Annotated in this window: 24 protein-coding genes, 1 pseudogene and 1 other annotated feature; of the genes and pseudogenes, 24 read left to right on the top strand and 1 reads right to left on the bottom strand. The window is 37.0% G+C overall.

Annotation, left to right across the window (positions count from 1 at the left end; translation table 11 throughout):
• The first annotated feature begins 106 nt into the window (after positions 1 to 106).
• The 23 genes and pseudogenes from ftsZ (at position 107) to pyrE (ending at position 24,555) form a co-directional block, all read left to right on the top strand.
• A complete protein-coding gene (gene ftsZ, locus BUB45_RS03390) occupies positions 107 to 1,261 on the top strand; it encodes a cell division protein FtsZ (RefSeq protein ID WP_073005256.1) in 1,155 nt (384 codons plus the stop codon).
• A 751-nt stretch (positions 1,262 to 2,012) separates the two neighbouring features.
• Positions 2,013 to 2,933, top strand: coding sequence for a sigma-E processing peptidase SpoIIGA (gene spoIIGA / locus BUB45_RS03385; protein ID WP_073005254.1), 921 nt, complete (start codon positions 2,013 to 2,015; stop codon positions 2,931 to 2,933).
• Between the two features lie 14 nt (positions 2,934 to 2,947).
• Positions 2,948 to 3,667: an RNA polymerase sporulation sigma factor SigE gene (gene sigE / locus BUB45_RS03380; protein ID WP_073005714.1), complete on the top strand. Its 720-nt coding sequence runs from the start codon at positions 2,948 to 2,950 to the stop codon at positions 3,665 to 3,667.
• A 123-nt stretch (positions 3,668 to 3,790) separates the two neighbouring features.
• Entirely contained in the window at positions 3,791 to 4,573 is a 783-nt protein-coding gene (sigG, locus tag BUB45_RS03375; RefSeq protein ID WP_073005252.1) for an RNA polymerase sporulation sigma factor SigG, read from the top strand.
• A gap of 414 nt (positions 4,574 to 4,987) precedes the next feature.
• Positions 4,988 to 5,254 carry a YlmC/YmxH family sporulation protein gene (locus BUB45_RS03370; protein WP_073005250.1) on the top strand — a complete coding sequence of 89 codons (267 nt, stop codon included), beginning with the start codon at positions 4,988 to 4,990 and terminating at the stop codon, positions 5,252 to 5,254.
• Positions 5,255 to 5,454: 200 nt separating this feature from the next.
• Positions 5,455 to 6,285, top strand: coding sequence for a peptidoglycan editing factor PgeF (pgeF, locus tag BUB45_RS03365; RefSeq protein ID WP_073005248.1), 831 nt, complete (start codon positions 5,455 to 5,457; stop codon positions 6,283 to 6,285).
• 6 nt (positions 6,286 to 6,291) lie between these two features.
• Positions 6,292 to 6,960 (top strand): YggS family pyridoxal phosphate-dependent enzyme, encoded by a 669-nt coding sequence (locus BUB45_RS03360; RefSeq protein WP_073005246.1) that lies wholly within the window; start codon positions 6,292 to 6,294, stop codon positions 6,958 to 6,960.
• Positions 6,961 to 6,964: 4 nt separating this feature from the next.
• Complete coding sequence (locus tag BUB45_RS03355) at positions 6,965 to 7,390, top strand: cell division protein SepF (protein ID WP_073005244.1); 426 nt, start codon at positions 6,965 to 6,967, stop codon at positions 7,388 to 7,390.
• A gap of 7 nt (positions 7,391 to 7,397) precedes the next feature.
• Positions 7,398 to 7,661, top strand: a complete 264-nt coding sequence (locus BUB45_RS03350) for a YggT family protein (RefSeq protein ID WP_073005242.1) — start codon at positions 7,398 to 7,400, stop codon at positions 7,659 to 7,661.
• A gap of 93 nt (positions 7,662 to 7,754) precedes the next feature.
• A complete protein-coding gene (locus tag BUB45_RS03345) occupies positions 7,755 to 8,531 on the top strand; it encodes a YlmH family RNA-binding protein (protein ID WP_073005240.1) in 777 nt (258 codons plus the stop codon).
• Between the two features lie 261 nt (positions 8,532 to 8,792).
• Positions 8,793 to 9,296, top strand: a complete 504-nt coding sequence (locus BUB45_RS03340) for a DivIVA domain-containing protein (protein WP_073005238.1) — start codon at positions 8,793 to 8,795, stop codon at positions 9,294 to 9,296.
• A gap of 97 nt (positions 9,297 to 9,393) precedes the next feature.
• Positions 9,394 to 9,613, top strand: a binding site (T-box leader).
• 185 nt (positions 9,614 to 9,798) lie between these two features.
• A complete protein-coding gene (ileS, locus tag BUB45_RS03335) occupies positions 9,799 to 12,555 on the top strand; it encodes an isoleucine--tRNA ligase (RefSeq protein WP_073005227.1) in 2,757 nt (918 codons plus the stop codon).
• 128 nt (positions 12,556 to 12,683) lie between these two features.
• A pseudogene (gene lspA, locus BUB45_RS03330) lies at positions 12,684 to 13,163 on the top strand (signal peptidase II); the annotation flags it as partial.
• Entirely contained in the window at positions 13,160 to 14,071 is a 912-nt protein-coding gene (locus BUB45_RS03325; RefSeq protein ID WP_073005224.1) for an RluA family pseudouridine synthase, read from the top strand. The pseudogene lspA and the gene BUB45_RS03325, both read left to right, overlap by 4 nt.
• A gap of 225 nt (positions 14,072 to 14,296) precedes the next feature.
• Positions 14,297 to 14,842 (top strand): bifunctional pyr operon transcriptional regulator/uracil phosphoribosyltransferase PyrR, encoded by a 546-nt coding sequence (pyrR, locus tag BUB45_RS03320; RefSeq protein ID WP_073005222.1) that lies wholly within the window; start codon positions 14,297 to 14,299, stop codon positions 14,840 to 14,842.
• 294 nt (positions 14,843 to 15,136) lie between these two features.
• Positions 15,137 to 16,075: an aspartate carbamoyltransferase catalytic subunit gene (locus BUB45_RS03315; RefSeq protein ID WP_073005712.1), complete on the top strand. Its 939-nt coding sequence runs from the start codon at positions 15,137 to 15,139 to the stop codon at positions 16,073 to 16,075.
• A complete protein-coding gene (locus BUB45_RS03310; protein WP_073005220.1) occupies positions 16,020 to 17,297 on the top strand; it encodes a dihydroorotase in 1,278 nt (425 codons plus the stop codon). Before BUB45_RS03315 ends, BUB45_RS03310 begins: the two co-directional genes overlap by 56 nt.
• A complete protein-coding gene (gene carA, locus BUB45_RS03305; RefSeq protein ID WP_073005218.1) occupies positions 17,297 to 18,391 on the top strand; it encodes a glutamine-hydrolyzing carbamoyl-phosphate synthase small subunit in 1,095 nt (364 codons plus the stop codon). Before BUB45_RS03310 ends, carA begins: the two co-directional genes overlap by 1 nt.
• The gene (gene carB, locus BUB45_RS03300; protein WP_073005216.1) at positions 18,384 to 21,581 is read left to right on the top strand and encodes a carbamoyl-phosphate synthase large subunit; all 3,198 of its coding nucleotides are present in this window, start codon (positions 18,384 to 18,386) and stop codon (positions 21,579 to 21,581) included. The genes carA and carB overlap by 8 nt, the downstream gene beginning before the upstream one ends.
• Entirely contained in the window at positions 21,581 to 22,336 is a 756-nt protein-coding gene (locus BUB45_RS03295) for a dihydroorotate dehydrogenase electron transfer subunit (RefSeq protein ID WP_073005214.1), read from the top strand. Before carB ends, BUB45_RS03295 begins: the two co-directional genes overlap by 1 nt.
• Positions 22,333 to 23,241, top strand: a complete 909-nt coding sequence (locus BUB45_RS03290) for a dihydroorotate dehydrogenase (protein ID WP_073005212.1) — start codon at positions 22,333 to 22,335, stop codon at positions 23,239 to 23,241. The genes BUB45_RS03295 and BUB45_RS03290 overlap by 4 nt, the downstream gene beginning before the upstream one ends.
• A complete protein-coding gene (pyrF, locus tag BUB45_RS03285) occupies positions 23,241 to 23,951 on the top strand; it encodes an orotidine-5'-phosphate decarboxylase (RefSeq protein WP_073005210.1) in 711 nt (236 codons plus the stop codon). The genes BUB45_RS03290 and pyrF overlap by 1 nt, the downstream gene beginning before the upstream one ends.
• The gene (gene pyrE, locus BUB45_RS03280) at positions 23,938 to 24,555 is read left to right on the top strand and encodes an orotate phosphoribosyltransferase (RefSeq protein ID WP_073005208.1); all 618 of its coding nucleotides are present in this window, start codon (positions 23,938 to 23,940) and stop codon (positions 24,553 to 24,555) included. Before pyrF ends, pyrE begins: the two co-directional genes overlap by 14 nt.
• Positions 24,556 to 24,658: 103 nt before the next feature.
• Here the strand turns inward: pyrE and BUB45_RS03275 are convergent, their stop codons facing one another.
• A complete protein-coding gene (locus BUB45_RS03275) occupies positions 24,659 to 25,426 on the bottom strand; it encodes a class I SAM-dependent methyltransferase (RefSeq protein ID WP_084723519.1) in 768 nt (255 codons plus the stop codon).
• A gap of 145 nt (positions 25,427 to 25,571) precedes the next feature.
• On the opposite strand from BUB45_RS03275, the gene BUB45_RS03270 reads away from it, so the two are divergent.
• Positions 25,572 to 26,441: a LysR family transcriptional regulator gene (locus BUB45_RS03270; RefSeq protein ID WP_073005206.1), complete on the top strand. Its 870-nt coding sequence runs from the start codon at positions 25,572 to 25,574 to the stop codon at positions 26,439 to 26,441.
• The last annotated feature ends 53 nt before the right edge of the window (positions 26,442 to 26,494 follow it).

The following is a 26,494-nucleotide window of genomic DNA, read 5'->3' as shown; positions in this document are numbered from 1 at the left end:
TCCTTTCTTTTATTATATGAAAGTTTTCTATTAATATACGAAAAATAACCTCTATTCAATTAGCTTATAGAACGTTTGTAATTTTGCACATTAGGAGGAACGAACTATGTTAGAATTTGATATGAATATGGAAGAATTAGCTACAATAAAAGTAATTGGAGTAGGTGGCGGAGGTAACAATGCTGTCAATCGTATGATTGAGCATGGTGTAGAAGGTGTAGAATTTATAGCAGTAAATACAGATGCGCAAGCATTGAACCTTTCTAAAGCTGAATTAAAGATTCAAATAGGCGAAAAATTGACAAGAGGTTTGGGTGCTGGAGCTAATCCAGAAGTTGGAAAAAAAGCAGCTGAAGAAAGTAAAGAGCAGCTGGAAGAAGTTTTACAAGGTGCAGATATGATCTTCGTTACTGCTGGTATGGGTGGGGGAACGGGAACAGGTGCAGCACCTGTTATAGCACAAATTGCTAAAGATTTGGGTGCCTTAACAGTCGGTGTAGTTACTCGACCATTTTCCTTTGAAGGAAGAAGACGCTCCACCCAAGCTATTTCGGGGATCGATGCGTTAAAAGGAAGCGTTGATACGCTAATTGTCATTCCAAACGACCGTTTGTTGGAAATAGTAGATAAAAATACACCGATGTTGGAGGCTTTCCGTGAAGCTGATAATGTATTACGTCAAGGTGTACAAGGCATATCTGATTTAATTGCCAAACCAGGGTTAATTAACGTCGATTTTGCTGACGTCAAAACAATTATGTATGATAAAGGTTCTGCTTTAATGGGAATTGGAGTCGCAACAGGTGAAACTCGAGCGACAGAAGCAGCTAAAAAAGCTATATCTTCACCATTACTTGAAACTTCCATCGATGGTGCACATGGTATTTTAATGAACATTACCGGTGGAACAAATTTAAGTTTATATGAAGTGCAAGAAGCTGCGGACTTAGTGACTTCTGCTGCAGATAATGAAGTGAACGTAATATTTGGTTCTGTTATTAATGAGAATTTAAAAGACGAAATTATAGTCACTGTAATTGCTACAGGTTTTGATGAATCTGTTCAAAAATCAGAACAACCTGCTAGACAGCAACGATCTGCACAGCAACAACATGCAGCGACGCGTACACATGATACAGTGTCAAGAAGGGAAAGAGAAAGAGAGCCTGAACCTCAACAGCAACAGCGCCCTGCTCAAGAAGAGGATACATTAGATATTCCCACCTTCTTGCGAAACCGAAACCGAAATAGAAACCGTTAAAAGTGAAAAACAGTCCAAAAAAATCTTAGGGAATATCCCTAAGATTTTTTTAGGTTTATAGGAAATTATAATAGTAGCTGTGGACAACTTACTAATTTATTTAGCTACGTCCGGCTCCAGCGCCCAGCAATTAGGCGAATTCACGCCATTGCCCTACGCTAAGTCATCATCGGTTCGTACTAAATAGAAAGGCCGACTAAAGACGGGCTTGCCGGAGGGTGTCGTCAAACTCCTGTTGCAGGAGCATAATTCCTAAAACTTCGTTGATTCGTTCCACTCACTACGTTGCTGAACGGGCGCCGAGCCTTTGTGCTTTGTAGTATAAAAGAAAAAACAAAGGTTTTCTAACAATAGGAAGTTTTTTACATCTACAATTGGCATAAAATGAAGCTATACACATAAATGACAAACCTTCTAATAACTCGAGAAAATTAGTCAGATATACGATACAGAATATGACAGACTTTTCTTGTCTGCTTCGCTATACTATAATCACTATAATTTATCTCGCATATAAGGTGCTGTAAGTCTTCTGCTTCAAGAATTGAAGATGTGAGATGAACAAGTCTAAATGGGCGGGACATAACAGCCTAGTTTACCGATTTTTTCAAAGGCCTTTATGTCCTATTTTTGGGCTACTAACAATCTGTGGGGGAAAGAAATCTTCACGGATTGAAGCTTTACTTTATGGCAAGCTTTTACTATTAAAAGCTAGAAAATGATGATTCCTGATAATTGAAGGGAAGTCAATATGACTATTTACTTGGATGCAGTTTGGGCGTTGAACTTTTTATTGGATTTTATGCTGCTAATGCTTACTCAAGCATTGGCTAGAGATGATACGAAAAAGCTTCGTTTAGCTATTGGAGCGTTTGTTGCATCCTTGACCGTACCTATTTCTATCTATTTTCCTGAATCCATTGCTACTAGTGTACCAGGGAAAATAGTAGCATCTGCTATTATTATTGTTGTTGCCTTTGGCTACAGAAATAAGTATCGATGGGTAAAGCTATTTGCATTATTTTACTTTGTAAGCTTTTCGATAGGAGGTGGTTTAACGGCTATCCACTTTTTACTCCAACAGCCATTTCATATGCATACAAATGGCTTTTTAACGTATAACAGTGGTTTCGGTGATCCGATAAGTTGGTTGTTTATAGTAATTGGTTTTCCAATAGTGTGGCTGTTTACAAAATTCCGTTTGGACAAGCACGTACAAGAAAAAATTCGTTATGACCAAATTTTACCAGTAACTATTGAAATGAAAGGAAAAAGTTATTCAACAACAGGATTTATTGATAGTGGAAATCAATTAACCGATCCAATCACTAAAAAACCAGTTGTCCTATGTGATGAAGTGTTTTTAAAGCAATGGTTCTCTGAACAGACTTGGGCCGATCTCGAGCGTTGCTATCATACTTTTCAAATGGAAGCATTACCAGCGGAGTGGGAGAAATATTTACAAATAGTACCTTATCAAGGTGTAGAAGGAAATAATATGTTTCTATTTACGCTACGTCCCGAACGAATCATTATTTACTATGGAGAAGAACGAATTACAACAAGAAAAGCGTTAATCGGGATTCAGTTTGGAGAATTAACAAAAGATGCAAGTTATCATTGTTTATTACATCCGAGAATGATTCAAACATCTACCATTCATAGTGCATAAAGGAGAGATAAATGTTGAGAATTTCTAAATTGCGTCTTCGTTTATGGTGGCTTAAATTATTAGTAAAGCTACGTATAAAATCAGAAGAGATTTATTACATTGGTGGTAGTGAAGCACTCCCTCCACCTTTGTCTAAAGAGGAGGAGCAGGAATTATTAGCTTTATTGCCTAAAGGGGATAAATCGGCTAGAGCCATCTTAATAGAGCGTAATTTGCGTTTAGTCGTTTATATAGCTAGAAAATTTGAAAACACGGGAATTAATATTGAAGATTTAATTAGCATAGGTACAATCGGTCTTATTAAAGCTGTTAATACCTTTAACCCAGAAAAAAAGATAAAATTGGCAACGTATGCATCGCGCTGTATTGAAAATGAAATTCTCATGTATTTACGACGAAATAATAAATTAAAATCAGAAGTTTCTTTTGATGAGCCATTAAATATAGATTGGGACGGAAATGAATTATTGCTTTCTGATGTTTTAGGGACGGATGAAGATATTATAACCCGAGATTTAGAAACGAATGTAGATAAACATTTGTTAAAAAACGCCCTATCACAGCTTAACCCTCGTGAAAAACAAATTATGGAATTGCGTTTTGGACTCATTGGTGAAGAAGAAAAAACACAAAAAGATGTAGCCAATATGTTAGGAATTTCCCAATCCTATATATCTCGGTTGGAGAAAAAAATAATTCGACGATTAAAAAAAGAATTTAATAAAATGGTTTAACCCTGTGCTGGTAAGTTTTCATGTTTTTTCATCATGATTTTGAGATAACGCATTGCATAAAAACCCTCTATTACGGAGATACTGTCCATGAACAGCATCACCAACTGGGAGGGTTGAACATAAATGACGAGACATAAGGTTGAAATATGTGGTGTTGATACATCCAAATTACCCGTATTAAAGAACGAAGAAATGCGGAAGCTGTTTAAAAGAATGCAGGAGGAAGATGATTTAGCTGCTCGTGAAGAGTTGGTAAATGGAAATCTAAGACTAGTTCTAAGTGTAATACAGCGGTTTAACAATCGAGGAGAATACGTTGATGATTTATTTCAAGTAGGCTGCATCGGTTTAATGAAATCCATTGATAATTTTGATTTATCCCATAATGTTAGATTTTCCACTTATGCTGTTCCGATGATTATTGGGGAAATCAGAAGATACTTACGAGATAATAATCCTATTCGTGTATCAAGATCCTTACGTGATATTGCGTATAAAGCATTGCAGGTGAGAGAAAATTTAATAAGCAAGACTTCAAAAGAACCAACTCCAATGGAAATAGCAGCAGAATTGGGGATTCCCCACGGAGAAGTCGTTTTTGCTTTAGATGCGATTCAAGACCCTGTATCTTTGTTTGAACCAATATATAATGATGGTGGGGATCCTATCTATGTCATGGACCAAATAAGTGATGACAAGGAAAAAGATTCCACTTGGTTGGACAAATTATCTTTAAAGGAAGGGATGCACCAATTAAATGATCGAGAAAAAATGATTTTAAACAAGCGCTTTTTTCAAGGAAAGACGCAAATGGAAGTTGCTGATGAAATAGGAATCTCACAAGCCCAAGTGTCTCGGTTGGAAAAGGCAGCTATTAAACAAATGAACAATGAAATGTTTGAATAGAACTGTTCTGTTCTTTTAGCGAGAATGAGGTTTCGAACTGTGATGATTTGTTAGTTCAAAAGAAAGGTTTAACCCAAAAGTCCTCCTCATCCATTTGAACATTCTGCTGTTGACGCGATTTAACGATGCTCATTATCAGCTTATGAAGGGGCTTGCGGTAACTTTATAATATTAAAAAAGTAGAAGAAGAGATAACTTGATCTCTCTTCTATTTTTTGTATGATATAGCTTTTTCCCTAAAGGCTTGGCAATAAACCAATTCTTTCTCAAGTGGTAGATTTCATTCTCATTCAGTAATAAATGTATAGATTTAAATAAGAAATAAAGAAAGAATGCATTGATTTAGCATATATATAAATATCAGAGGTTGTTCAAAGAACTGATGAAAAAAAGCATGTTGAGAGAGGTGGAAAGATGGTTAGGTTATCGGAACTGCAAGTGAAAGAGGTTATTATTATGGATAGCGGAAGGAAACTTGGTCATATACATGATTTAGAAATAGATACAAAGTTGGGGAAAATAGCTGCTATTATTGTTATTCCAAGGGATAAGAAAAGCGGTCTATTTGGAAAATCGGAGGAGTTAGTGATTGACTGGCAACAAATAATTCGGATCGGTACCGATGTTATTCTTGTAAAAGAAGCGGAAAAGCCAGCATTATATTATAATTCAAGCACATAAACTTAAAATAGAAAACGTTTTTCTTGCACTATAGGAAAGTACAAGATTTTTGGTTATAGTATAAGAAAAAAGCTTTTTCCATAAGACTTGGCAACAAGCCAAGTTTTTTAACCCCTTCATACAGTTAAAATAACATAAGACGTTAAAAAATAATTGCAATTTATGATAAAATATGATCAGGACTTATAGGAGGTGCTGTATTGAGCGACGTCTTTCATTCATTGCAAACAACGTATTTACATATAGAGAAATGGCAACGATTAAACAAAAAAATTGTAGCTGGATTTACAACTAAAAAAGCTGGTGTTAGTGATGGGAGCTATTCTTCCTTAAATGTCGGCTTCCATGTAGACGATTTGTCAAAGAATGTATTATTGAATAGGGAACGTATTGCACGTCATGTTCAATTTCCTTTGGAGAACTGGGTATGTGGCGAGCAAGTACATCAAACGAATATTCATTTTGTTCAACCATCAGATAAGGGAAAAGGGGCTAAAAATTATCATTCTGCCATAAAGGGAGTTGACGGTCTCATTACTAATCACTCTAATATCATGTTAACGGCTTTTTTTGCAGACTGTGTCCCACTATATTTTTATGATCCTGTAACATCTTTTATTGGAATTGCTCATGCTGGATGGAAAGGAACGGTCCACCAAATGGCCAAGCATATGGTCCAAAAGTTACAACGATATGGAGTTGAGATAGAAAATTTACTTGTTACCGTAGGACCATGCATTTCGAAAATGTGTTATGAAGTGGATGCACATGTAGTAAAACAAATCCCCACCATGTTTAAAGCGAACGTAGTGGATACAAAAGCAGGAAACCGTTACTTTTTAGATTTGAAACAATTAAATGTGGATATCCTTTTACAAGCAGGGGTATTACGTAATAATATAGATGTAACAAATTACTGCACATATCGTGATGAAGCACTTTTTTTCTCACATCGCAGAGATCATGGGAAAACAGGGCGAATGTTAGGTTTTATTGGCTTTTTACCATGGCTACATGAGGGGAGAGAATAAGAAACAATGGACGTAGCAAACAATTTGCAAACAATTCAGAAAAATATTGCGCATGCTTGTCAGGCATGTCAGCGAAAAAAAGAGGATATTACCATCATAGCAGTGACGAAATATGTTACAATAGAGCGAACTGAAGAAACGCTACAAGCAGGGATTACGGATTTGGGAGAAAACCGTTTGGAAGGCTTTTTAGAAAAATATAACCATTTCCATGATCGAGCGAATTGGCATTTCATTGGAACGTTACAGTCAAGAAAAGTGAAAGATGTCATTAACCATATTGATGTATTGCATTCGTTAGATCGGATTTCTTTAGCGAAAGAAATTGAGAAACGGGCTAATAAACAGATTGACTGCTTTATTCAAGTAAACGTTAGTGGAGAAGAATCAAAACATGGTGTACGTCCTGAAGCATTATTTACCTTTATTGAAAAATTAAAAACGTATTCCAAAATACGGGTAATTGGTTTGATGACTATGGCGCCACATATTAAAGATGAGGCAAGATTGAGAAGTATTTTTCGTCATTTAGCTACATTACGCAATGACATTCACATGCAAAATTTGATACACGCTCCTTGTAACTTTTTGTCTATGGGGATGAGTAATGATTATACAATTGCTGTGGAAGAAGGTGCTACTCACTTACGAGTTGGTACAAATTTAGTGGGGTGAGGTAATGAGTATAAAAAATAAGCTGAAGAATTATTTCACAATGGAAGATGAATATGAATACGAATATGTAGATGCTGACCAGTTTGAAGCTGAGCAAGCACTACCAAAAGAAAAACATAAAAACGTAGTAAATCTTACAAGTGTAAATAATCCAACTTCTAAAGTTGTTTTATGTGAGCCAAGAACGTATAGCGAGGCACAGGAAATTGCTGATAATATTGTGAACCGTCGTGCAGTGGTAATTAATTTACAACGCATGGAGAACCAACAGGCAATGCGCATCGTCGATTTTTTAAGCGGAACGGTGTATGCTGTTAACGGGGACATTCAAAAACTTGGAGCTAAAACATTCTTATGTACGCCTGATAATGTGAATGTTACTGGTTCCATTACAGATACACTTGAAGAAGAATACGGTAAAGGATGGTAATGGATATATGCAAGAAATTTTTCAAATAATAAATATGGCTTTTACGGTTTATACATTTGCATTAATTATTTATATATTCATGTCCTGGTTTCCAGGCGCTCGTGAATCGGCATTCGGTGAAGTTTTGACTAAAATTTGTGAACCATATTTAGAAGTGTTTCGTAAATTTATACCACCACTTGGAATGATAGATCTTTCTCCCATTGTTGCGATCATTGTTTTAAAATTTGCTCAAGGTGGTTTACAGCAATTGTATTGGATGTTAATTTAAGCGTACTCTTGAAATGGTGAATGTAATCTGAAAGTGGAAATGCGACTGTTTTTTGTGAACTATTTTTATGATATTTGTTTAGGAGTTTCGATGATGGAATTATATCAACATTTTCGTAAAGAGGAAGAAGCTTTTATTGATCAGATTCTGTCTTGGAAAGAGCAAGTAGAACGAACGTATCAACCTAAGTTGACTAACTTCCTTGATCCTCGAGAGCAACAGCTAGTTACCATGCTTATTTCAACGAAGGATAGTGATGTTAACCTGCTGTTTAATGGTGGGCATAAATTTGCGGAGCGCAAGCGGGCTGTGATTGCTCCATTATATGAAGATATACAAGCAGTGGATACGGGATTAACCTTACTTGAAGGTCATTTTCCAAATAAATTCATACATTTATCCCATCGCGATGTAATGGGAGCTTGCCTGTCGCTCGGCTTAAAACGACAGATACTAGGGGATATTGTTGTAGACAATGGGCTTGTTCAATTGGTAGTTGCTTCAGAAATAGCCCCTTATGTAAAGTCTCACTTAACTAAGATAAAGCATGCCTCTGTTAAGTTGGAAGAACGCCCCTTAAATGAATGGAACATAAGAGAACCTATTTGGCTGGAACAAGAAACAACTGTTTCTTCATTAAGACTCGATGTTGTGGTGAAGGAAGCTTATCGCTTATCGAGAAAAGAAGCGACTGAATATATTAAAAAGCTATTGGTTAAAGTAAATTATAAACTTGTAGATGATGTGTCATTTACGCTCCAAGCAGGAGATGTCCTTTCATTGCGGGGAAAAGGCAGGAGTAAATTAGTACATGTGCGAGGCCGATCAAAAAAAGACAAGCAAAAAATTACATTAGCACGATTAAAATGAGATACAAACTCTTGATTTCTATGTAAGATGTTATGCTAAATACTTTTATTATGCCATTAAATATAGAAATAAGTGTAGCTTTCTATAAAATTTTGCAGGAATTAAGTAGTTTTTGTTGAAATGAATAGTGTATAATAAACATTAGTGAACGAAAGATCATGGATGAAGTGAAGTTCAATTTTTATTTGAACAAACCGTTATTATAGCAATGTACATTATGTGAATGGTAAATGAGATATAGTAAAATAGGAGGTGGCAATTGTGCCATTAACACCACTCGATATTCATAACAAAGAATTCACTAAAAAGTGGAAAGGTTATGATGAAGATGAAGTAAATGAATTTCTTGATCAAGTGATAAAAGATTATGAAATGGTAATAAGAGAAAAAAACGATCTGCAAGAACAAGTAAATCAATTGAATCAAAAAATAGGTCATTTTACCAACATTGAGGAGACGCTTAATAAATCTATTCTAATTGCGCAAGAAACCGCAGAAGAACTAAAAGGAAATGCTTCAAAAGAATCTAAGTTGATTATTAAAGAGGCAGAAAAAAATGCAGATCGAATTATTAATGAGGCGTTAACAAAGTCTCGTCGTATTTCTATGGATGTAGAAGAATTAAAAAAACAGGCGAAAGTATTTCGAACCCGTCTGAAAATGCTTGTAGAAGCGCAGTTAGATATGATTGAAACAGATGATTGGGATCAATTATTTGATGCAGAGCTAGGAGAGGATCTTGAATTGGAAGAAAGCGAAACGTAAATCTTGACGATTTTTTAATTTTTACATATAATTCATACACAGAACTGTTTTCTGTTCGATGAAGTGCTTATTATATAATAAACTTAAAAATGAATAAAACAAAGCATGGAAAGAGAGAGTATAAAAGCATGAACTGATTTAGCGAGTCAGCGGATGGTGGGAGCCTGATACAGTCGGACTTTTAGAAAATCACTCTTGAGTTGTCGTTATGAACAAATAGTAATAATGACCGGTTATTCCCGTTATCGATGTCGAGTGAATATGGAGAGATTTCCCATATTTATAAGGGTGGTACCGCGAGTCTTCTCGTCCCTTGAGGGATTGAGAGGATTTTTTTGTACAATAAAGCAGTAAAATTCTAGAAACTATAATAGAAGTAAACGTGGTTTTATAAGCCAAGTTTGTCTAGTATTATCCTTCGACAACGGGTCACGATGTGAATGATTTTATAATTTAACGTTTAAGCATTTAATAACAACAGCTTTAAAGGAGGAAGGCAATAATGGAATATAAAGATACATTATTAATGCCGAAAACCGCGTTTCCAATGCGTGGTAATTTACCAAATAAAGAACCAAATCGACAAACAGAGTGGGACGAAAACAAACTATATGAAAAAAGCTTGGAACGGACAAAAGGACGCCCAACGTTTATTTTGCATGATGGACCACCATATGCGAATGGGGATTTGCATATCGGTCATGCATTGAACAAAATTTTAAAAGATTTTATTATTAGATATAAGTCTATGAGTGGCTATTACGCACCATATGTTCCTGGATGGGATACACATGGTTTACCTATTGAAACAGCATTGACAAAGAAGAAAAAAATCAATCGTAAAGCGTTAAGCATTGCTGAATTTCGTAAGCTCTGTGAAGAATATGCATTAAAGCAGTTGGATAATCAGCGTAATCAATTTAAAACATTAGGAATTCGTGGGGATTGGAACAATCCATATATTACGTTAACAAAGGATTATGAAGCAGCACAAATAAAAGTATTTGGAGAGATGGCTAAAAAAGGCTACATTTATAAAGGACTTAAGCCGGTTTATTGGTCACCTTCTTCAGAGTCTGCTTTAGCTGAAGCTGAGATAGAATACCATGATAAACGATCTCCATCTATTTACGTTGCCTTTGAAGTAACGGATGGGAAAGGATTGCTAAATGCAGGAGATAAGTTGATTATTTGGACAACTACGCCTTGGACGATTCCTGCTAACTTAGGAATTAGTTTGCATCCAGAATTGGAGTACATTGTTGTAGCAGTAGATAAAGAAAGGTATGTTATCGCACATGCATTGTTAGAAACCGTAGCTGAAGAGCTAGGGTGGGAAGCTTATCAAATAGAAAAAACATTTCGTGGTGAGCAAGCGGAACATATCAAAACGAAACATCCGTTTTACGATCGATCCTCGCTTGTAATGCTCGGTGATCACGTTACTACGGATGCCGGAACAGGCTGTGTACACACTGCTCCAGGTCATGGGGAAGATGACTTTTATGTAGCTAAAAAGTACGGTATTGATGCTTTATGCCCTGTTGATGAAAAAGGGGTGTTTACAGATGAAGCACCTGGATTTACTGGGATTTTCTATGATGAAGCAAATAAACTAATTACGGAAAAATTAGAAGAAACTGGGTCTTTGTTAAAATTACAATTTATTACTCATTCTTATCCGCATGACTGGCGGACAAAGAAACCAACTATTTTTCGGGCAACGTCACAATGGTTTGCGTCCATTAAAGATTTTCGCCAAACTATTTTAGAAGAAATTAAAAATATTCAATGGTACCCACAGTGGGGAGAAACGAGATTATATAACATGGTAAGAGATCGTGAAGATTGGTGTATATCCAGACAACGTACTTGGGGTGTTCCAATTCCGGTTTTTTATGGGGAAGATCGTACACCAATTATCACAGACGAAACGATCAGCCATGTATCGGAACTGTTTAAAGAGTATGGGTCAAATATTTGGTTTGAATGGGAAGCGAAAGATTTATTACCAAAAGGGTTCACCTCAGAGCATAGTCCAAACGGTATTTTTACAAAGGAAATGGATATTATGGACGTTTGGTTTGACTCTGGTTCTTCTCATGAAGCTGTATTAATTGGTAGAGATGATCATCATCGACCAGCAGATGTATATTTAGAAGGAAGCGATCAGTATCGTGGATGGTTTAACTCGTCCTTATCTACTTCTGTAGCCGTAACAGGTAAAACGCCATATAAATCGGTAATTAGTCATGGCTTTGCACTTGATGGTGATGGTCGTAAAATGAGTAAATCTTTAGGAAATGTCATCCAACCTACTAAAGTGCAGAAACAGCTTGGTGCTGATATTTTACGTCTGTGGGTTTCATCTGTAGATTATCAAGCAGACGTTCGTATTTCAGATGACATTTTAAAACAAATTTCAGAAGCATATCGTAAAATTCGTAATACGATTCGTTTTATGCTTGCAAACCTTAGTGATTTTCAACCATCAACGGATCGTGTTCCTTATGCGGATTTGGAAGAAGTAGATCAATACATGCTACATCGGTTGAAGAAATTAGTAGCCGGCGTAAGGAAAAATTATGACAACTATGAGTTTTCACCAATCTTCCATCAAATTCATAATTTCTGTGCTGTTGATTTAAGCTCATTTTACTTGGATTTTGCTAAAGATATACTTTACATTGAACAAGCAGATAATAAGCGTAGACGAAGTATTCAAACAGGTTATTATGAAGTATTAACAGCGATTGTCAAGTTATTGACACCTATCATTCCACATACTGCAGAAGAAGTGTGGGAGTATATTCCTGAAACAGAAGCAGATTGGGTTCAGTTAACAGATATGCCGGAACCAAATGAAATGAATGAATGGAATGAAGTAGCTGAAAAATGGGATCATTTTATGCTTGTTCGTGATGATGTGTTGAAAGCTTTAGAAGCAGCAAGAAATGAAAAAGTGATTGGTAAATCATTAGAAGCTAAGTTAACGATCATTCCAAAAGATGTGCAAACAAAAGAAGTATTACAAGCGATGGACCATCTTCACCAGTATTTTATTGTTTCAGAAGTAAACCTAGCCGAAACAAGCGAGCATGCTAAGGTGTATACGCATGTCGATGTATATGTAGAGAAGCATCCTGGAGACAAATGTGAGCGTTGCTGGGTCGCCTCCAATACTGTTGGAGAAGACGCAGAATACCCAACACTTTGTACCCGTTGTGCAGATGTAGTAAAAAACCTTACATCCCTTTAAATATGAAAAAGGTTAAACTCCTTCTTGGGGTTTAACCTTTTTTACACCAGTATGAAAGTCGTAAATATATTGCTATTTTTGCTTGTAACGTTTACCATTAAACTAAAGTTTTAAAACAAAATTTCGGAGGAAAGAACATGTATTGGTATTATATGATTGCACTATTAATTATTGTACTTGATCAGGCTAGTAAATGGCTAATAGTGACGAGAATGGAACTGGGAGAGCAGATCACCCTGATAGAGAATTTCTTCTACATTACTTCCCATCGTAATACAGGGGCTGCTTGGGGAATACTAGAAGGACAAATGACCTTCTTCTATATTGTTACGGTGATTGTTGTAGCTGTTGTTGTCTATTACATACAAGCATATGCAAAAGAGAGTAAACTATTAGGAATTGCATTAAGTTTTGTGTTGGGAGGCGCGATTGGTAACTTTATTGATCGCTTGTTTCGCAAAGAAGTAGTTGATTTTTTTGATTCTATTATCTTTGGTTATGATTTCCCAATTTTTAATATAGCAGATGCCAGTTTAGTCGTAGGCGTTTTTTTCATAATTATTACCATGTTTCTTGATGAACGAAAGAAAGGGAAAATAGCATCATGACAAAGAATAAATATATAGTTGGTGAACATGAGCATAAGACACGCGTTGATAAGTTGTTAGCAGAGCAAAATAATAATGTTTCTCGTTCGCGTGTACAATCATGGATTGAAGAAGCTTATGTTAAAGTAAATGGTGAATGTGTAAAACCAAATTATAAATGTCAGCAAGGTGATCGGATTGAATGGATGGTTCCAGAGACACAACCTTTATTATTAATACCCGAAGCCATTGATTTGGATATTGTTTATGAAGATAAGGATATTTTAGTCGTAAATAAACCTAAGGGGATGGTTGTCCATCCTTCTGCTGGTCATCAGAGTGGGACGTTAGTACATGCTTTACTTTATCATTGTACTGATTTATCTGGAATAAATGGAGTAGAAAGGCCCGGTATCGTTCACCGGCTTGATAAGGATACGAGTGGATTACTTGTAGTAGCAAAGCATGATGAGGCACATCAACAATTGGCTAATCAGTTAGTTCAAAAAACAATGAAGCGAACATATCAAGCCATTGTGCACGGTCAAATTCCTCATGAAAAAGGATTAATAGAAGCTCCCATTGGCAGAGACCCGAAAGACAGACAAAAAATGGCTGTTGTTGACAATGGTAAGCAAGCTATTACGCATTTCCGCGTCCTTCAACCTTACCAAGATTTTTCTCATGTGGAATGTCAATTAGAGACAGGAAGAACGCATCAAATACGTGTTCATATGAAGTATATTGGTTATCCGATTGTAGGAGATCCAAAATATGGACCAAGAAAAACATTGCCTACAAATGGGCAAGTATTGCATGCGAAAGAGCTACGCTTTAACCATCCAATCAATAATGAAGAAATGCATTTTACTACAGAGTTACCGACTTATTTTCATGATTTGCTTGTTTATATTCAAAAAATGTATTGACAAATGAAACGTAATTTGCCATACTTACAAAGAAGAATTAAATAGCTCCTTTAAACATAGTCCAGTGAGGCTAAAAAGGTTACGGAATGACTCTAAAACAGTATGCCCTTTTTCCTCATGGATAAAAGGGCTTTTTGTATGTCGTCTACTCGGAGCATATTGAGTCCCGAATGAGAAAAGCAGTATGGAGTGGAAACAACTAATTAAAATGGGACGGTGATAAAAATGAAGAAAAAAGCAGATTTACTTGATGCATCAGCAATTAATCGAGCGTTAACGAGAATTGCCCATGAAATATTAGAAAAAAATAAGGGCGGAGAAGATTTGGTCCTTGTTGGTATAAAAACACGAGGTGTACCAATCACAAAGCGTTTGCAAAAAAAGATTAACCAAATTGAAAACATGGAAGTGCCAGTCGGTGATCTTGATATTACATTATACCGAGATGACTTGGATAAAGCCATTGAAGGAGAAGATCCAGACCTAAAAGCAACCCACATTTCAACGGATATCAATGGCAAAAATGTAGTGTTAATTGATGATGTTCTATATACAGGAAGAACCGTACGGGCAGCAATGGATGCGGTTATGGACATTGGAAGACCAGCACAAATTCAATTAGGTGTTTTGGTTGACAGAGGTCATCGTGAGCTTCCAATACGCGCTGACTATGTAGGAAAGAATATCCCTACATCCGAAAAAGAAGTAATTATGGTAAAACTTGAAGAAATTGATGGGACTACAGACACAGTTTCTATATACGAGAAATAAGCATTTTGATTAGACCTTTAATCAGGTACGAGAGATCTGAAAGGTTGTCCAAGATAATACGTGTATACACTACACGTTTACCTCTTTGCGACCTTTTAGCGCAAAGAGGTTTTTTATACCTATAGGAAAGTACGAGTTTAAAGGTTTAGATAAGAAAAACTACAGCATTCGCCACGTTGCTAAACGGACGCTTACGCCATTGATCAATACTACATGTTTGTTCAACAGGATAAAAAACGTGAATTGCTTAAAAAAAGTTTGTTTCAAATATAACTAAAGGAGTGAAGAAAGATGGTGCGACATTTTATTTCATTAGATGATTGGACAGAAGCGGAGATTATGAGTTTTTTACAATTAGCGGAGCATTATCGTAAAGCTTCATTTTATATCGATCAGCAACTCTTTGCAGCAAATTTATTCTTTGAACCGAGCACTCGGACAAAGATGAGCTTTATCGTTGCACAGCGCAAATTAGGGTTGGATATTTTAGATTTTAACGAAGAGTTTTCCAGCACGCAAAAGGGTGAGTCGCTATACGATACAGCTAAAACGTTTGAGGCTATTGGTGCTAACCTGTTAATTATTCGACATCAGGATGATTGTTGGACGGATGAATTAAGGAGTAAATTATCTATTCCAATCATTAACGCAGGAGCAGGAAAGAAAGAGCATCCAACGCAATGTTTGTTAGATTTACTAACGATTTATCAAGAATTTCATCGATTTAAAGGAATAAATATAGCCATTGCAGGGGATATTTCACACAGCCGCGTAGCCAAATCGAATGCGTATACGTTACAAAAAATGGGCGCCAATGTGTATTTAACTGCAGCTGAAGGATGCAAAGACTACTCACTCCCTTTTCCTTATATATCTATGGACGAAGCCGTAGAGATGACAGATGTACTTATGCTATTACGCATTCAGCATGAAAGACATCAAGTAGCGTATGACAAAACAACAAGCTATTTAGATAAATATGGCTTAACGAAGCAACGAGAAAAAAGAATGCAATCACATGCTATTCTTCTGCATCCTGCACCAATAAATAGAAATGTGGAAATTGATACAGATTTAGTGGAGTGTGAGCGCTCAAGGATTTTTAAGCAAATGAATAATGGTGTTTATGCAAGAATGGCAATAATGAGTAGTGTACTAAAAGAATGGGGGATTATGGATGAAAAAATTAGTGAAAAACATCAAACATCTTTTACCTACGGGGGAGTTAGTTAAAAGAGATATTCTGATTGAAAATGATAAGGTAATGAAAATAGCTTTTGAAATAGATGAACAGACCGACATGGAAATCGACGGAAAGGGACGATTGGCTCTTCCTGGTTTCGTCGATGTCCATATCCATTTACGCGAGCCCGGAGGTGAACATAAGGAGACCATTCTTACAGGAACGAAGGCAGCTGCTCGAGGTGGATACACTACTGTTTGTGCGATGCCAAACACGAATCCTGTTCCTGATGAAGTTGAGACAGTTCAAAAATTGCAGCAAAGAATTGAGGAGGATGCTGTCGTTCGTGTTCTTCCATATGCTGCAATTACGAAACAACTGTACGGTAAAGAACTAACAGATATTCCTGCATTAGCGCAGGCGGGTATTTTTGCGTTTACAGACGATGGTGTCGGAGTCCAAACAGCTGATTTAATGCTTCAAGCAATGAAATTGGCAAAGGCACAAAATAAAGCAATTGTTGCTCATTGTGAAGATAATTCCATTGTTTATGGTGGTGTAGTCCATGATGGAGAAGTGAGTAAACGATTAAATGCTCCTGGTATTCCATCTCTAGCTGAGTCTGTGCAAATTGCTAGAGATGTACTATTGGCAGAGGCCACGGGTTGCCATTATCACGTATGTCACGTTAGTACAAAAGAGTCTGTACGAATAATTCGAGATGCAAAAAGAGCTGGAATTCGTGTAACAGCGGAGGTAACACCACATCATTTATTGTTAAATGAAACAGATATTCACACTGCTAATACGAATTTTAAAATGAATCCCCCATTACGATCTAAACAGGACCAAGAGGCGCTTTTAAATGGATTAATCGACGGTACGATTGACTTTATTGCAACGGATCATGCACCACATGCAAAGGAAGAAAAAGAACAAGGACTCTTAACTGCTCCGTTTGGAATTGTAGGTTTAGAACATGCATTTTCCTTACTCTATACACATCTTGTTTTGACAGAAAAAGTCAACTTGCAACAACTTGTTTCTTGGCTCGCAACAAAACCAGCGGAAATATTTGCATTACCATATGGTACATTGCAAGCAGGCTCTATAGCTGACCTTGTACTTATTGATTTACAACAAACAGATAAAATTGATAAAAATAATTTTTATTCTAAAGGAAAAAATACACCGTTTCATGGGTGGGAAGTGCAAGGTGTTCCAACGCTAACGATAGCAGCTGGAAACATCGTTTATGAGGGGGTAAAATAATGGGCAAACGTCAGTTAGTATTAGAGGATGGAACTGTTTTTATCGGTGATGGATTTGGTAGTACCCAAGAAGCTATAGGAGAAGTAGTGTTTAATACAGGAATGACAGGATACCAGGAAGTAATAACGGACCCGTCCTATTGCGGACAAATTGTTATGATGACTTACCCGTTAACAGGTAATTATGGAATTAATCGTGATGATATGGAAACTGTAACACCATTTATCCATGGATTTATTGTGAAAGAGGTTGCTGAATATCCTTCTAATTTCCGCAGTGAAGAAACGTTGGACGATTATTTAAAAGCAAACCATATTCCTGGAATAGCTGGAATTGATACGAGAAAATTAACCAAAACAATTCGTTTACAGGGGACAATGAAAGGAGCAATTGCTGACATTACAATTCCTTCAGAAGAAATAGTGCGGAAACTACATAAGACAGATTTAGCGAAAAATCAAGTACAAAAAACATCTACTTTAAAGCCTTATGTTGTACCAGGACGAGGTAAACGGATTGTTGTGGTCGATTGTGGAATGAAACACGGAATTTTACGTGAATTAACGAAGCGAAATTGTCATATTACAGTTGTTCCTTACAATTATTCAGCAGAAGACATCCTCCGTTTAAAAGCAGACGGATTACTTGTTACAAATGGACCTGGAGACCCTAAAGATGTACCAGAGACGATGAATATGTTGCAACAAGTTGTCGGGAAGCTTCCTGTATTCGGTATTTGTCTAGGCCATCAGCTGCTTGCTTTAGCTTGTGGAGCAGAAACGGAAAAAATGACTTTTGGGCATCGTGGTTCAAATCATCCCGTAAAAGACTTACTTACAAATAAAACGTATATTACTTCACAAAACCATAGTTATGCAGTACAACGAGCATCGCTTGCAAAAACAAATTTAGAGTTAACACAAATAGCGTTAAACGATGGTACCGTAGAAGGCATAAAACATAAATTATTTCCAGCTTTTTCCGTACAATATCATCCAGAGAGTTCTCCAGGCCCAGAAGATACGAACCATCTATTTGACTCATTCTTAAAGCTAACAGAGCAAGTGATGAAGGGGGAAGAAGTATATGCCTAAAAGTAAGTTGATGTCTAAGATTTTAGTAATTGGATCAGGGCCAATCGTGATTGGTCAAGCAGCTGAATTTGATTATTCAGGAACACAAGCGTGCCAAGCATTACAAGAGGAAGGTTATACTGTTGTATTAGCTAATTCTAACCCAGCAACAATTATGACGGACCATACAGTAGCAGATAAAGTATATATGGAGCCGTTAACCGTTGAATTTTTAACCAAAATTATACGAATGGAGAAACCAGATGCTTTATTACCAACACTAGGTGGTCAGACAGGGTTGAATTTAGCCGTTGCATTAGATGAAACAGGGATTTTAGAAGAATATAATGTCACTTTATTGGGAACTTCCTTGCAAGCTATCCAAAAAGCAGAGGACCGTGAAAGATTTAGAGATTTAATGTATGAACTAAATGAGCCTGTGCCTGCGAGCCAAATTGTTCATACTGTGGAGGAAGCTTGTGCATTTGCCGATAAAATAGGTTACCCTGTTATAGTTCGTCCTGCCTATACATTAGGAGGAACTGGCGGAGGTATGTGTAATACGAAGGATGAGTTGCTAACAATTGCTCAAAACGGTTTAAAACTTTCTCCGGTTCATCAATGTTTAATCGAAAAGAACATTGCTGGATTTAAAGAGATCGAATATGAAGTAATGCGTGATAAGAACGACCAGGCTATCGTTGTGTGTAACATGGAAAATATTGATCCAGTTGGTATTCATACAGGGGACTCTATAGTCGTTGCTCCATCGCAAACATTAAGTGATCGTGAATATCAGCTATTACGTAATGCTTCCTTGAAAATTATCCGTGCTTTAGAAATAGAAGGAGGATGTAATGTTCAGCTTGCACTAGATCCGAATAGCTTTCAATATTACATTATCGAAGTGAATCCACGAGTGAGTAGATCATCTGCATTAGCATCAAAAGCTACTGGTTACCCCATTGCAAAGATGGCAGCAAAAATTGCTGTTGGTTTAACACTTGATGAAATTATTAATCCGATTACTGGTAAAACATATGCATGCTTTGAGCCAACACTTGATTATGTGGTTACGAAAATTCCACGTTTCCCATTTGACAAATTTACTACAGGAGATCGGAAATTAGGAACACAGATGAAAGCAACTGGGGAAGTAATGGCAATTGGAAGAAATTTTGAAGAATCTCTGCTAAAAGGCGTTCGTTCGTTGGATATAGGAACAGATGAACTGTGGCTAGAAAACTTAACGACATTAGATGAACAAGCTTTGCAAGCACGAATGAAAAAAGCGGATGATGAACGAATCTTTGTATTAGCAGAAGCACTTCGAAGAAACATGACGATTGAAGATATTTTTCAAATTACGAAAATTGACCGATTTTTCTTAGTGAAATTACAAAAATTAATTGTAATGGAAGAGGCTTTGCTGGAGTATGTAGGATCTCCTGACATACTAAGACAAGCAAAAGAGCGTGGGTTTTCTGATCCACATATCGCCCGCTTATGGGGAAAAGCGGAAGATGAAGTCTACGCTTTGCGGAAAAAACATGAGATTCTTCCTGTATATAAAATGGTAGACACCTGTGCGGCTGAATTTGCTTCGGAAACGCCTTATTTTTACAGCACCTATGAATTGGAAAATGAATCCCTTGTATCTAATCGTAAAAAAGTACTGGTACTTGGTTCAGGCCCAATTCGAATTGGGCAAGGAATTGAGTTTGATTACGCTACGGTGCACTCCGTATTGGCTTTAAAAGAAATGGGATACGAAGCAATCATTATGAATAACAACCCTGAAACGGTATCAACGGATTTTAGTATTTCAGACAAATTGTATTTTGAACCGCTCACTTTAGAAGATGTCATGCATGTCATTGCACTGGAACAGCCTGAAGGAGTTATTGTTCAGTTTGGCGGTCAAACGGCTATTAATCTTGCAGCTGGGTTAGAACGTAGGGGAGTAGAGATATTAGGAACGAGCTTACGAGCCATTGATCAAGCAGAAGACAGAGACAAATTTGAATTACTTGTGGATCAGTTACAGTTATTACGCCCTAAAGGGAAAACAGTCATGAAGATGGAGCGGGCTAAAGAAGTAGCTATGTCTATAGGTTATCCTGTACTTGTTCGTCCATCTTATGTCATTGGTGGAGCGAGAATGGAAATTGTATACAATGATGCAGAGCTTGCAGCTTATTTAGCAAAAACAGGGCATATAAATGACCAACATCCGATATTAATTGATAAATATATTACTGGGTTAGAAGTAGAAGTAGATGCAATTAGTGATGGGGAAACAGTTATTGTTCCTGGAATTATGGAGCATATTGAACGAGCGGGAGTTCACTCTGGAGATTCTATTGCTGTATATCCACCGCAACGATTAAGTCAAAACGTAAAAGATCAATGCTTACACGCAGCTACAAAAATTTCTCATGCATTACAAGTAAAAGGGTTAATTAATATTCAATTTATTGTTAGTGAAGGCCAAGTGTACGTATTGGAAGTGAATCCAAGAGCAAGCCGGACAATCCCATTTTTAAGTAAAATTACTGGTGTAACGATGGCAAATTTAGCAACCAAATGTATCCTAGGGGAGAAGCTTACGGATATGGGGTATGAAACAGGTATATTGCCAGAAGATGACCAAGTGTCGGTAAAGGTTCCGGTTTTTTCCTTTGAGAAGTTACGCAGTGTAGATACGATCTTAGGACCAGAAATGAAATCAACGGGTGAGGCAATTGGTTATGATAAAACATTAGAAAAAGCACTATACAAAGGCTTAATTGCTTCTGGGCTTACATTACCGCAGGAAGGAAGTGTATTATTAACGGTAGCAGACAAAGATAAAGAAGAGATGATTCATATTGCTAAGCGATTCCATCAACTAGGCTTTCAATTGTATGCAACAGAAGGTACCGCTGACTATATTCAACGAAACGATATTCCTGTAACAAAAGTAGGTAAAATTGGTTCGCAACAACCAAATGTGCTTTCTGTTATTGAGAATGGGGAAGTTCAATATGTTATTAACACATTAACTTCTGGAAAACAACCACGCTCTGACGGTTTTCGGATTCGGAGAGAATCTGTAGAACATGGCATTGCTTGTTTAACGAATTTAGATACAGCAAATGCAATTTTGTACATTATAGATTCGATGACGTTTCAAGCTAAACCAATGGAACAGAAAAAGGTCGTGATTTAATGCAACAACTTCTAAAGATTAAATCAAAACAAACCGTTGCCCTTGATACAGTTGAGATGGTGCTTGAAAATAAGGCTGTCAGTCAAATAGCAGTTCCTGGGCAATTCCTTCATTTACATGTTGATGGACATATGCTCAGACGTCCCATTTCCATTGCTGATGCTGATCCTTCTGTTCATACAGTTACGATTTTGTTTAAAATACTTGGTGAAGGTACAAGAAAGCTATCCACTTATCAAATTGGTGATGTCATTGACGTGTTAGGTCCGAATGGAAATGGATTTCCATTAGTGAATGCTACCAAGAATTCGGTTTTAATCGTCGGAGGAGGCATAGGTGTGCCACCACTTTACTACTTAGCTAAAAAGTTAACAGAAAGCGGAGTGACGATAACAGCTGTACTAGGTTTCCAATCAAAGGAACATGTGTTTTATGAAGGGGAGTTTGAAGAGTTAGGGAAAACGATTGTTGTAACGAATGACGGCTCTTACGGTGAAACAGGATTTGTTACCAATATTTCTAAGGAGGCACTACCTTCTATTGACGAGTATTACTCCTGTGGGCCACTGCCAATGCTGCAGGCAGTAAAAGAACGTTGGAATAATATTCCAGGGTATCTATCTCTTGAGGAACGGATGGGATGTGGAATAGGAGCATGCTTTGCTTGTGTCATTCCAACAGATGATCATGGAGGATATAAAAAAATATGCCAGGATGGCCCTGTTTTCTCAGCAGAGGAGGTGCAACTAAAATGAGTCTAGCAGTGGAATTACCAGGTTTATCACTAAAGAACCCAATCATGCCAGCTTCTGGCTGTTTTGGATTCGGTAGAGAATATAGTGATTTTTATGATCTTAGTATACTGGGCGCAGTTATTATGAAAGCAGCAACAATGGAGTCTAGGTTTGGTAACCCCACGCCTCGGGTAGCGGAAACGTCTGCTGGAATGTTAAATGCTATTGGACTACAAAATCCTGGCGTAAAAAAAATAATTGCAACAGAGGTGCCATTTCTCGCTTCATTTTCAATACCAATAATTGCTAATATAGCAGGAAGTACGATTGAAGAGTATCGGCAGGTTGCCAAAGCTTTTCAGCATACGGATCAAGTAGCTGCTTTGGAGTTGAATATTTCTTGCCCCAATGTAAAAGAAGGAGGTATTCAATTTGGTACAGATCCCTTTATGGCGCAGAAAGTCACTGAAGCTGTAAAAGAAGCTACAAATCTCCCGGTCTATGTTAAATTATCACCGAATGTTGCTGATATTGTAGGCATGGCAAAAGCGGTTGAAAAAGCAGGAGCAGACGGTTTGTCTATGATTAATACACTGACAGGTATGCAAATTCATTTAGCCACAAGAAAACCAGTCATTGCGAATAAAACGGGCGGGTTATCTGGACCTGCCATTAAACCAATCGCTATACGAATGATTTATGAGGTGAAACAACATGTTTCTATTCCAATTATTGGCATGGGTGGCATTATGCACGCGGAAGACGTATTAGAATTTCTATTAGCAGGAGCAAGTGCTGTTGCTGTTGGTACAGCTAATTTTCAAAACCCGTACGTATGTAAGGAAATTATTGAACAATTACCACATACGCTAATGCAGTATAGTTTTAGCTCCGTAAAAGAAGCCATTGGAAAGGGGATTGTTTAATGACTGCATCAATTTATCTGGCATTAGATTTTCCAAACTGGCATACAACGAATCAATTTTTAACAAGGCATGATTTAATTGGTGTTCCAGTAAAAATAGGGATGGAGTTATTTTATCGTGAAGGCCCAGCGTTAATAGAAAAATTAAAGCAAAATGGGCATTCCATATTTTTAGATTTAAAACTACATGATATACCAACAACAGTAAAAAAAGCGATGCGTAATTTGGCAAAATTAGAAGTAGATATGGTCAATGTTCATGCTTTAGGTGGAAGTGCTATGATTCAGGCAGCAAAGCAAGGATTAGTGGAAGGAAATACGCGTTTTCAGACCAAATTATTAGCAGTTACGATTCTAACATCTATGGATCAGACAAATATGGAACAAAATTTGCGGCTACCTGGAACGTTAGAAAGTAATGTACTTCATTTTGCAAAGCTTGCTGAACAAAGCGGCGCGGATGGCGTAGTATGTTCCGTTTACGAAGCAAATGCTGTAAAGAATGTATGTGGCAATTCTTTTTTAACGGTCACGCCTGGGATTCGATTGGTGGATGCACAAGATGACGACCAAAAAAGAATTGCTACCCCAAGCTATGCCAAACAACATGGAGCTAGTGTGATCGTTGTAGGGAGAACAGTAACGCAAGCTGACTCACCGAAACAAGCATATGATCAAATTAAAGGAGCGTGGGCAAATGGCAACAGGTGAAGAGGTTATACGTGAGTTATTACAAATAAAAGCCGTACAGATTAAAACAGAAGGATATTTTACATGGACATCAGGAATTAAATCACCAATTTATTGCGATAATCGTTTAACGATGTCGTACCCAATTGTACGCCGAAAAATCACCCAAGCATTTGCAAGGATTATAAAAGAACAACAAATTCAATTGGATTGTATTGCTGGTTGTGCAACAGCAGGTATACCGCATGCCGCGTGGTTAGCTGAAGCGCTTGATTTGCCAATGGTGTATGTTCGTTCCAAGCCGAAAGCGCATGGGAAAGGTAATCAAATTGAAGGAGAAGTGAAGCAAGGCCAAAAAGTAATTGTGATTGAAGATTTAATTTCTACAGGTGGCTCAGCTATTGCGTCAGCCAAAGCTTTACATGCAGCTGGAGCTGAGGTGACAGGTGTGTTAGCCATTTTTACATATGGGTTGAGAAAAGCGGAGGTGGCTTTTCGTGAATCTGGTTTCCATTATCATACGATTACAGGATTTGATGCATTCATTCAAGTGCTAGAAGCTGATGGCAAGATTAATCAAATGGATAGCAAACAATTATTGGCTTGGAGAGAAAGTCTCAACTAGTAAAAGGTTACGTATGGAAAGGAGGGCTATTGTATTGAATCTTACATTAGACCTCCGTTTTTATATGGCTAAGAGCAATCCGTGAGGAAGAAAAGGTCATACTTTATTTTTCATGTTCCATTAAAACCGACCATTCATCAATAGAAAACTGCAGTGGTTTCTCATTTCTGTTTTTAATTTGATAATAGTTTGTGATATCTGTATCTGCTTGTAATAGACGTTTGCTGACGTTGTTTTTTTCATCTTCATGACATAAAGTGCGATCTAGCCACTTATTAACAGATAACGTCTTTTTATGAGTATGTTGCTGACTTATTTTTAGTCCATGTTGTTTAAACAGACAACCCCACTCTTCTTTCGTAAGGAATTTGACATGGCTTTCATCTCGCATTTTTTCCACCTGATTCATGAATATCGCGTGCTGTTTATTGTTTGGAACGATATTGTCAATGAACAGGAATTTTCCATCCTTTTTTAATACGCGCTTTACTTCACAAATAAATTGGTCAGGATTTGGAAAATGATGTGCGGCAATTCGACATGTGAGGAGGTCAAATGAAGCATCTAAAAAGGGCAGTTGTTCTGCGTCTGCCATAATATATATAAGGTTAGTTAGTGCTTGTAAATGTTGTTTCGTATTTGCAAGCATTTCTTTGGTTAAGTCCGTTGCGTATACGATACGTACATACGGGGATAATTGTTTAGCAACATGTCCCCCTCCTGTTGCTATATCTAACATTTCCATTGTAGGTGCAGGGTTTAGCCATGTACTTATTACTTCTTGACTAATTCCCAATGCATGCGTAGTACTTGTTACATAATCTTGTGGACGTTTAGCAAACGTTTTTTTTACTAATTCCTTTTCCAGCATAAACTCCTCCCTAGGTCATTATTTTATCTTGTATCTTAAGCATAAAACATGTCATGATATAATTAAAATATTGAATAGTTATAGTATTTGATAAGCCATTTTTATCAGATTATTTAAAGAAAAACAAAGTGAGGAAGTGGAGTTTATGAAAATAGACGACTACAAACTATTGTTAAAGTTGCAAGAAATTGGAACCATTCGTGGTACAGCAAAAACAGTACTGATTTCTCAGCCTGCAGTAACCCAACGTTTGAAATATATGGAGGAATATTTTGGACATAATGTATTTATTCGTACCCCGAAGAAGCTTATTCCAACACCAGAAGGGGAAATAATTTTACAACACGCTATGGAGGTAATACAACGAGAAAATGCATTGCAAAATCAATTAGCTATATCTAGTAACGATGTGCAAGGAACATTATCGATTGCTTGCTCTTCCCTTATCTCGCAACGGTATTTACCAGCTTTGTTAGGAAGATTTACAGCCAAATTCCCTAAAGTTGCCATCGATCTAGTGACAGGTATTAGTGAAGACATTAAACGAAATCATAAAGATTATCATGTTTGTATTATCCGTGGTGAAAAATTGAAAGAGACTACTTGTCTTCCATTATTTGATGATCCATTATATATTTTTGATACAGAAGCGTTTCCTGCAGATTCTATTAAAGAACGTCCACTCATTGCATTTAGTTCTGATGATAGTATGCATGAATTAGTAGATCATTGGCTTTATGTACATCAAGATAAAATAAAACCGATTAAAACAATGACGGTTGATCAAATAGAGACGTGCAAGCAATTAATGAAGCAAGGGTTAGGAATGGCTGTGTTACCTGAAAGTGTCTCTGATTTTATGAAAGAAGACTATCCTTATTTACCGCTTCTGTTAAATGGGGAACCTGTCTCTAGAAAAACATGGGTTTGTTTTCAAGAGGGAATTCGTTCTTTACCACAAGTGAATCATTTTATAGAAGAATTGACATCCTTTTTAACGCCATCTAAATCTTGATGTTTAAAAGTGCGAATAGGAAGGTATATTACTAGTACGTGGTTTCTAATGGC

It is taken from the genome of Virgibacillus chiguensis (assembly GCF_900129865.1).
Taxonomy (GTDB): domain Bacteria; phylum Bacillota; class Bacilli; order Bacillales; family Amphibacillaceae; genus Virgibacillus; species Virgibacillus chiguensis.
Note: the sequence above shows the minus strand (reverse complement) of the source record. Positions and strands in the feature narration are given on the sequence as shown.

What these genes read in the sequence shown, in the direction of transcription:
- ileS (WP_073005227.1), top strand. Translation starts at nt 9,799, where the DNA reads ATGGAATATAAAGATACATTATTAATGCCGAAAACCGCGTTTCCAATG.
- carB (WP_073005216.1), top strand. Translation starts at nt 18,384, where the DNA reads ATGCCTAAAAGTAAGTTGATGTCTAAGATTTTAGTAATTGGATCAGGG.
- BUB45_RS03370 (WP_073005250.1), top strand. Translation starts at nt 4,988, where the DNA reads ATGGTTAGGTTATCGGAACTGCAAGTGAAAGAGGTTATTATTATGGAT.
- BUB45_RS03275 (WP_084723519.1), bottom strand. Translation starts at nt 25,426, where the DNA reads ATGCTGGAAAAGGAATTAGTAAAAAAAACGTTTGCTAAACGTCCACAA.
- BUB45_RS03360 (WP_073005246.1), top strand. Translation starts at nt 6,292, where the DNA reads ATGGACGTAGCAAACAATTTGCAAACAATTCAGAAAAATATTGCGCAT.
- carA (WP_073005218.1), top strand. Translation starts at nt 17,297, where the DNA reads ATGGGCAAACGTCAGTTAGTATTAGAGGATGGAACTGTTTTTATCGGT.
- BUB45_RS03355 (WP_073005244.1), top strand. Translation starts at nt 6,965, where the DNA reads ATGAGTATAAAAAATAAGCTGAAGAATTATTTCACAATGGAAGATGAA.
- BUB45_RS03310 (WP_073005220.1), top strand. Translation starts at nt 16,020, where the DNA reads ATGAAAAAATTAGTGAAAAACATCAAACATCTTTTACCTACGGGGGAG.
- sigG (WP_073005252.1), top strand. Translation starts at nt 3,791, where the DNA reads ATGACGAGACATAAGGTTGAAATATGTGGTGTTGATACATCCAAATTA.
- BUB45_RS03345 (WP_073005240.1), top strand. Translation starts at nt 7,755, where the DNA reads ATGGAATTATATCAACATTTTCGTAAAGAGGAAGAAGCTTTTATTGAT.
- BUB45_RS03290 (WP_073005212.1), top strand. Translation starts at nt 22,333, where the DNA reads ATGAGTCTAGCAGTGGAATTACCAGGTTTATCACTAAAGAACCCAATC.
- spoIIGA (WP_073005254.1), top strand. Translation starts at nt 2,013, where the DNA reads ATGACTATTTACTTGGATGCAGTTTGGGCGTTGAACTTTTTATTGGAT.
- pyrR (WP_073005222.1), top strand. Translation starts at nt 14,297, where the DNA reads ATGAAGAAAAAAGCAGATTTACTTGATGCATCAGCAATTAATCGAGCG.
- BUB45_RS03295 (WP_073005214.1), top strand. Translation starts at nt 21,581, where the DNA reads ATGCAACAACTTCTAAAGATTAAATCAAAACAAACCGTTGCCCTTGAT.
- ftsZ (WP_073005256.1), top strand. Translation starts at nt 107, where the DNA reads ATGTTAGAATTTGATATGAATATGGAAGAATTAGCTACAATAAAAGTA.
- pyrF (WP_073005210.1), top strand. Translation starts at nt 23,241, where the DNA reads ATGACTGCATCAATTTATCTGGCATTAGATTTTCCAAACTGGCATACA.
- BUB45_RS03325 (WP_073005224.1), top strand. Translation starts at nt 13,160, where the DNA reads ATGACAAAGAATAAATATATAGTTGGTGAACATGAGCATAAGACACGC.
- pyrE (WP_073005208.1), top strand. Translation starts at nt 23,938, where the DNA reads ATGGCAACAGGTGAAGAGGTTATACGTGAGTTATTACAAATAAAAGCC.
- BUB45_RS03350 (WP_073005242.1), top strand. Translation starts at nt 7,398, where the DNA reads ATGCAAGAAATTTTTCAAATAATAAATATGGCTTTTACGGTTTATACA.
- BUB45_RS03270 (WP_073005206.1), top strand. Translation starts at nt 25,572, where the DNA reads ATGAAAATAGACGACTACAAACTATTGTTAAAGTTGCAAGAAATTGGA.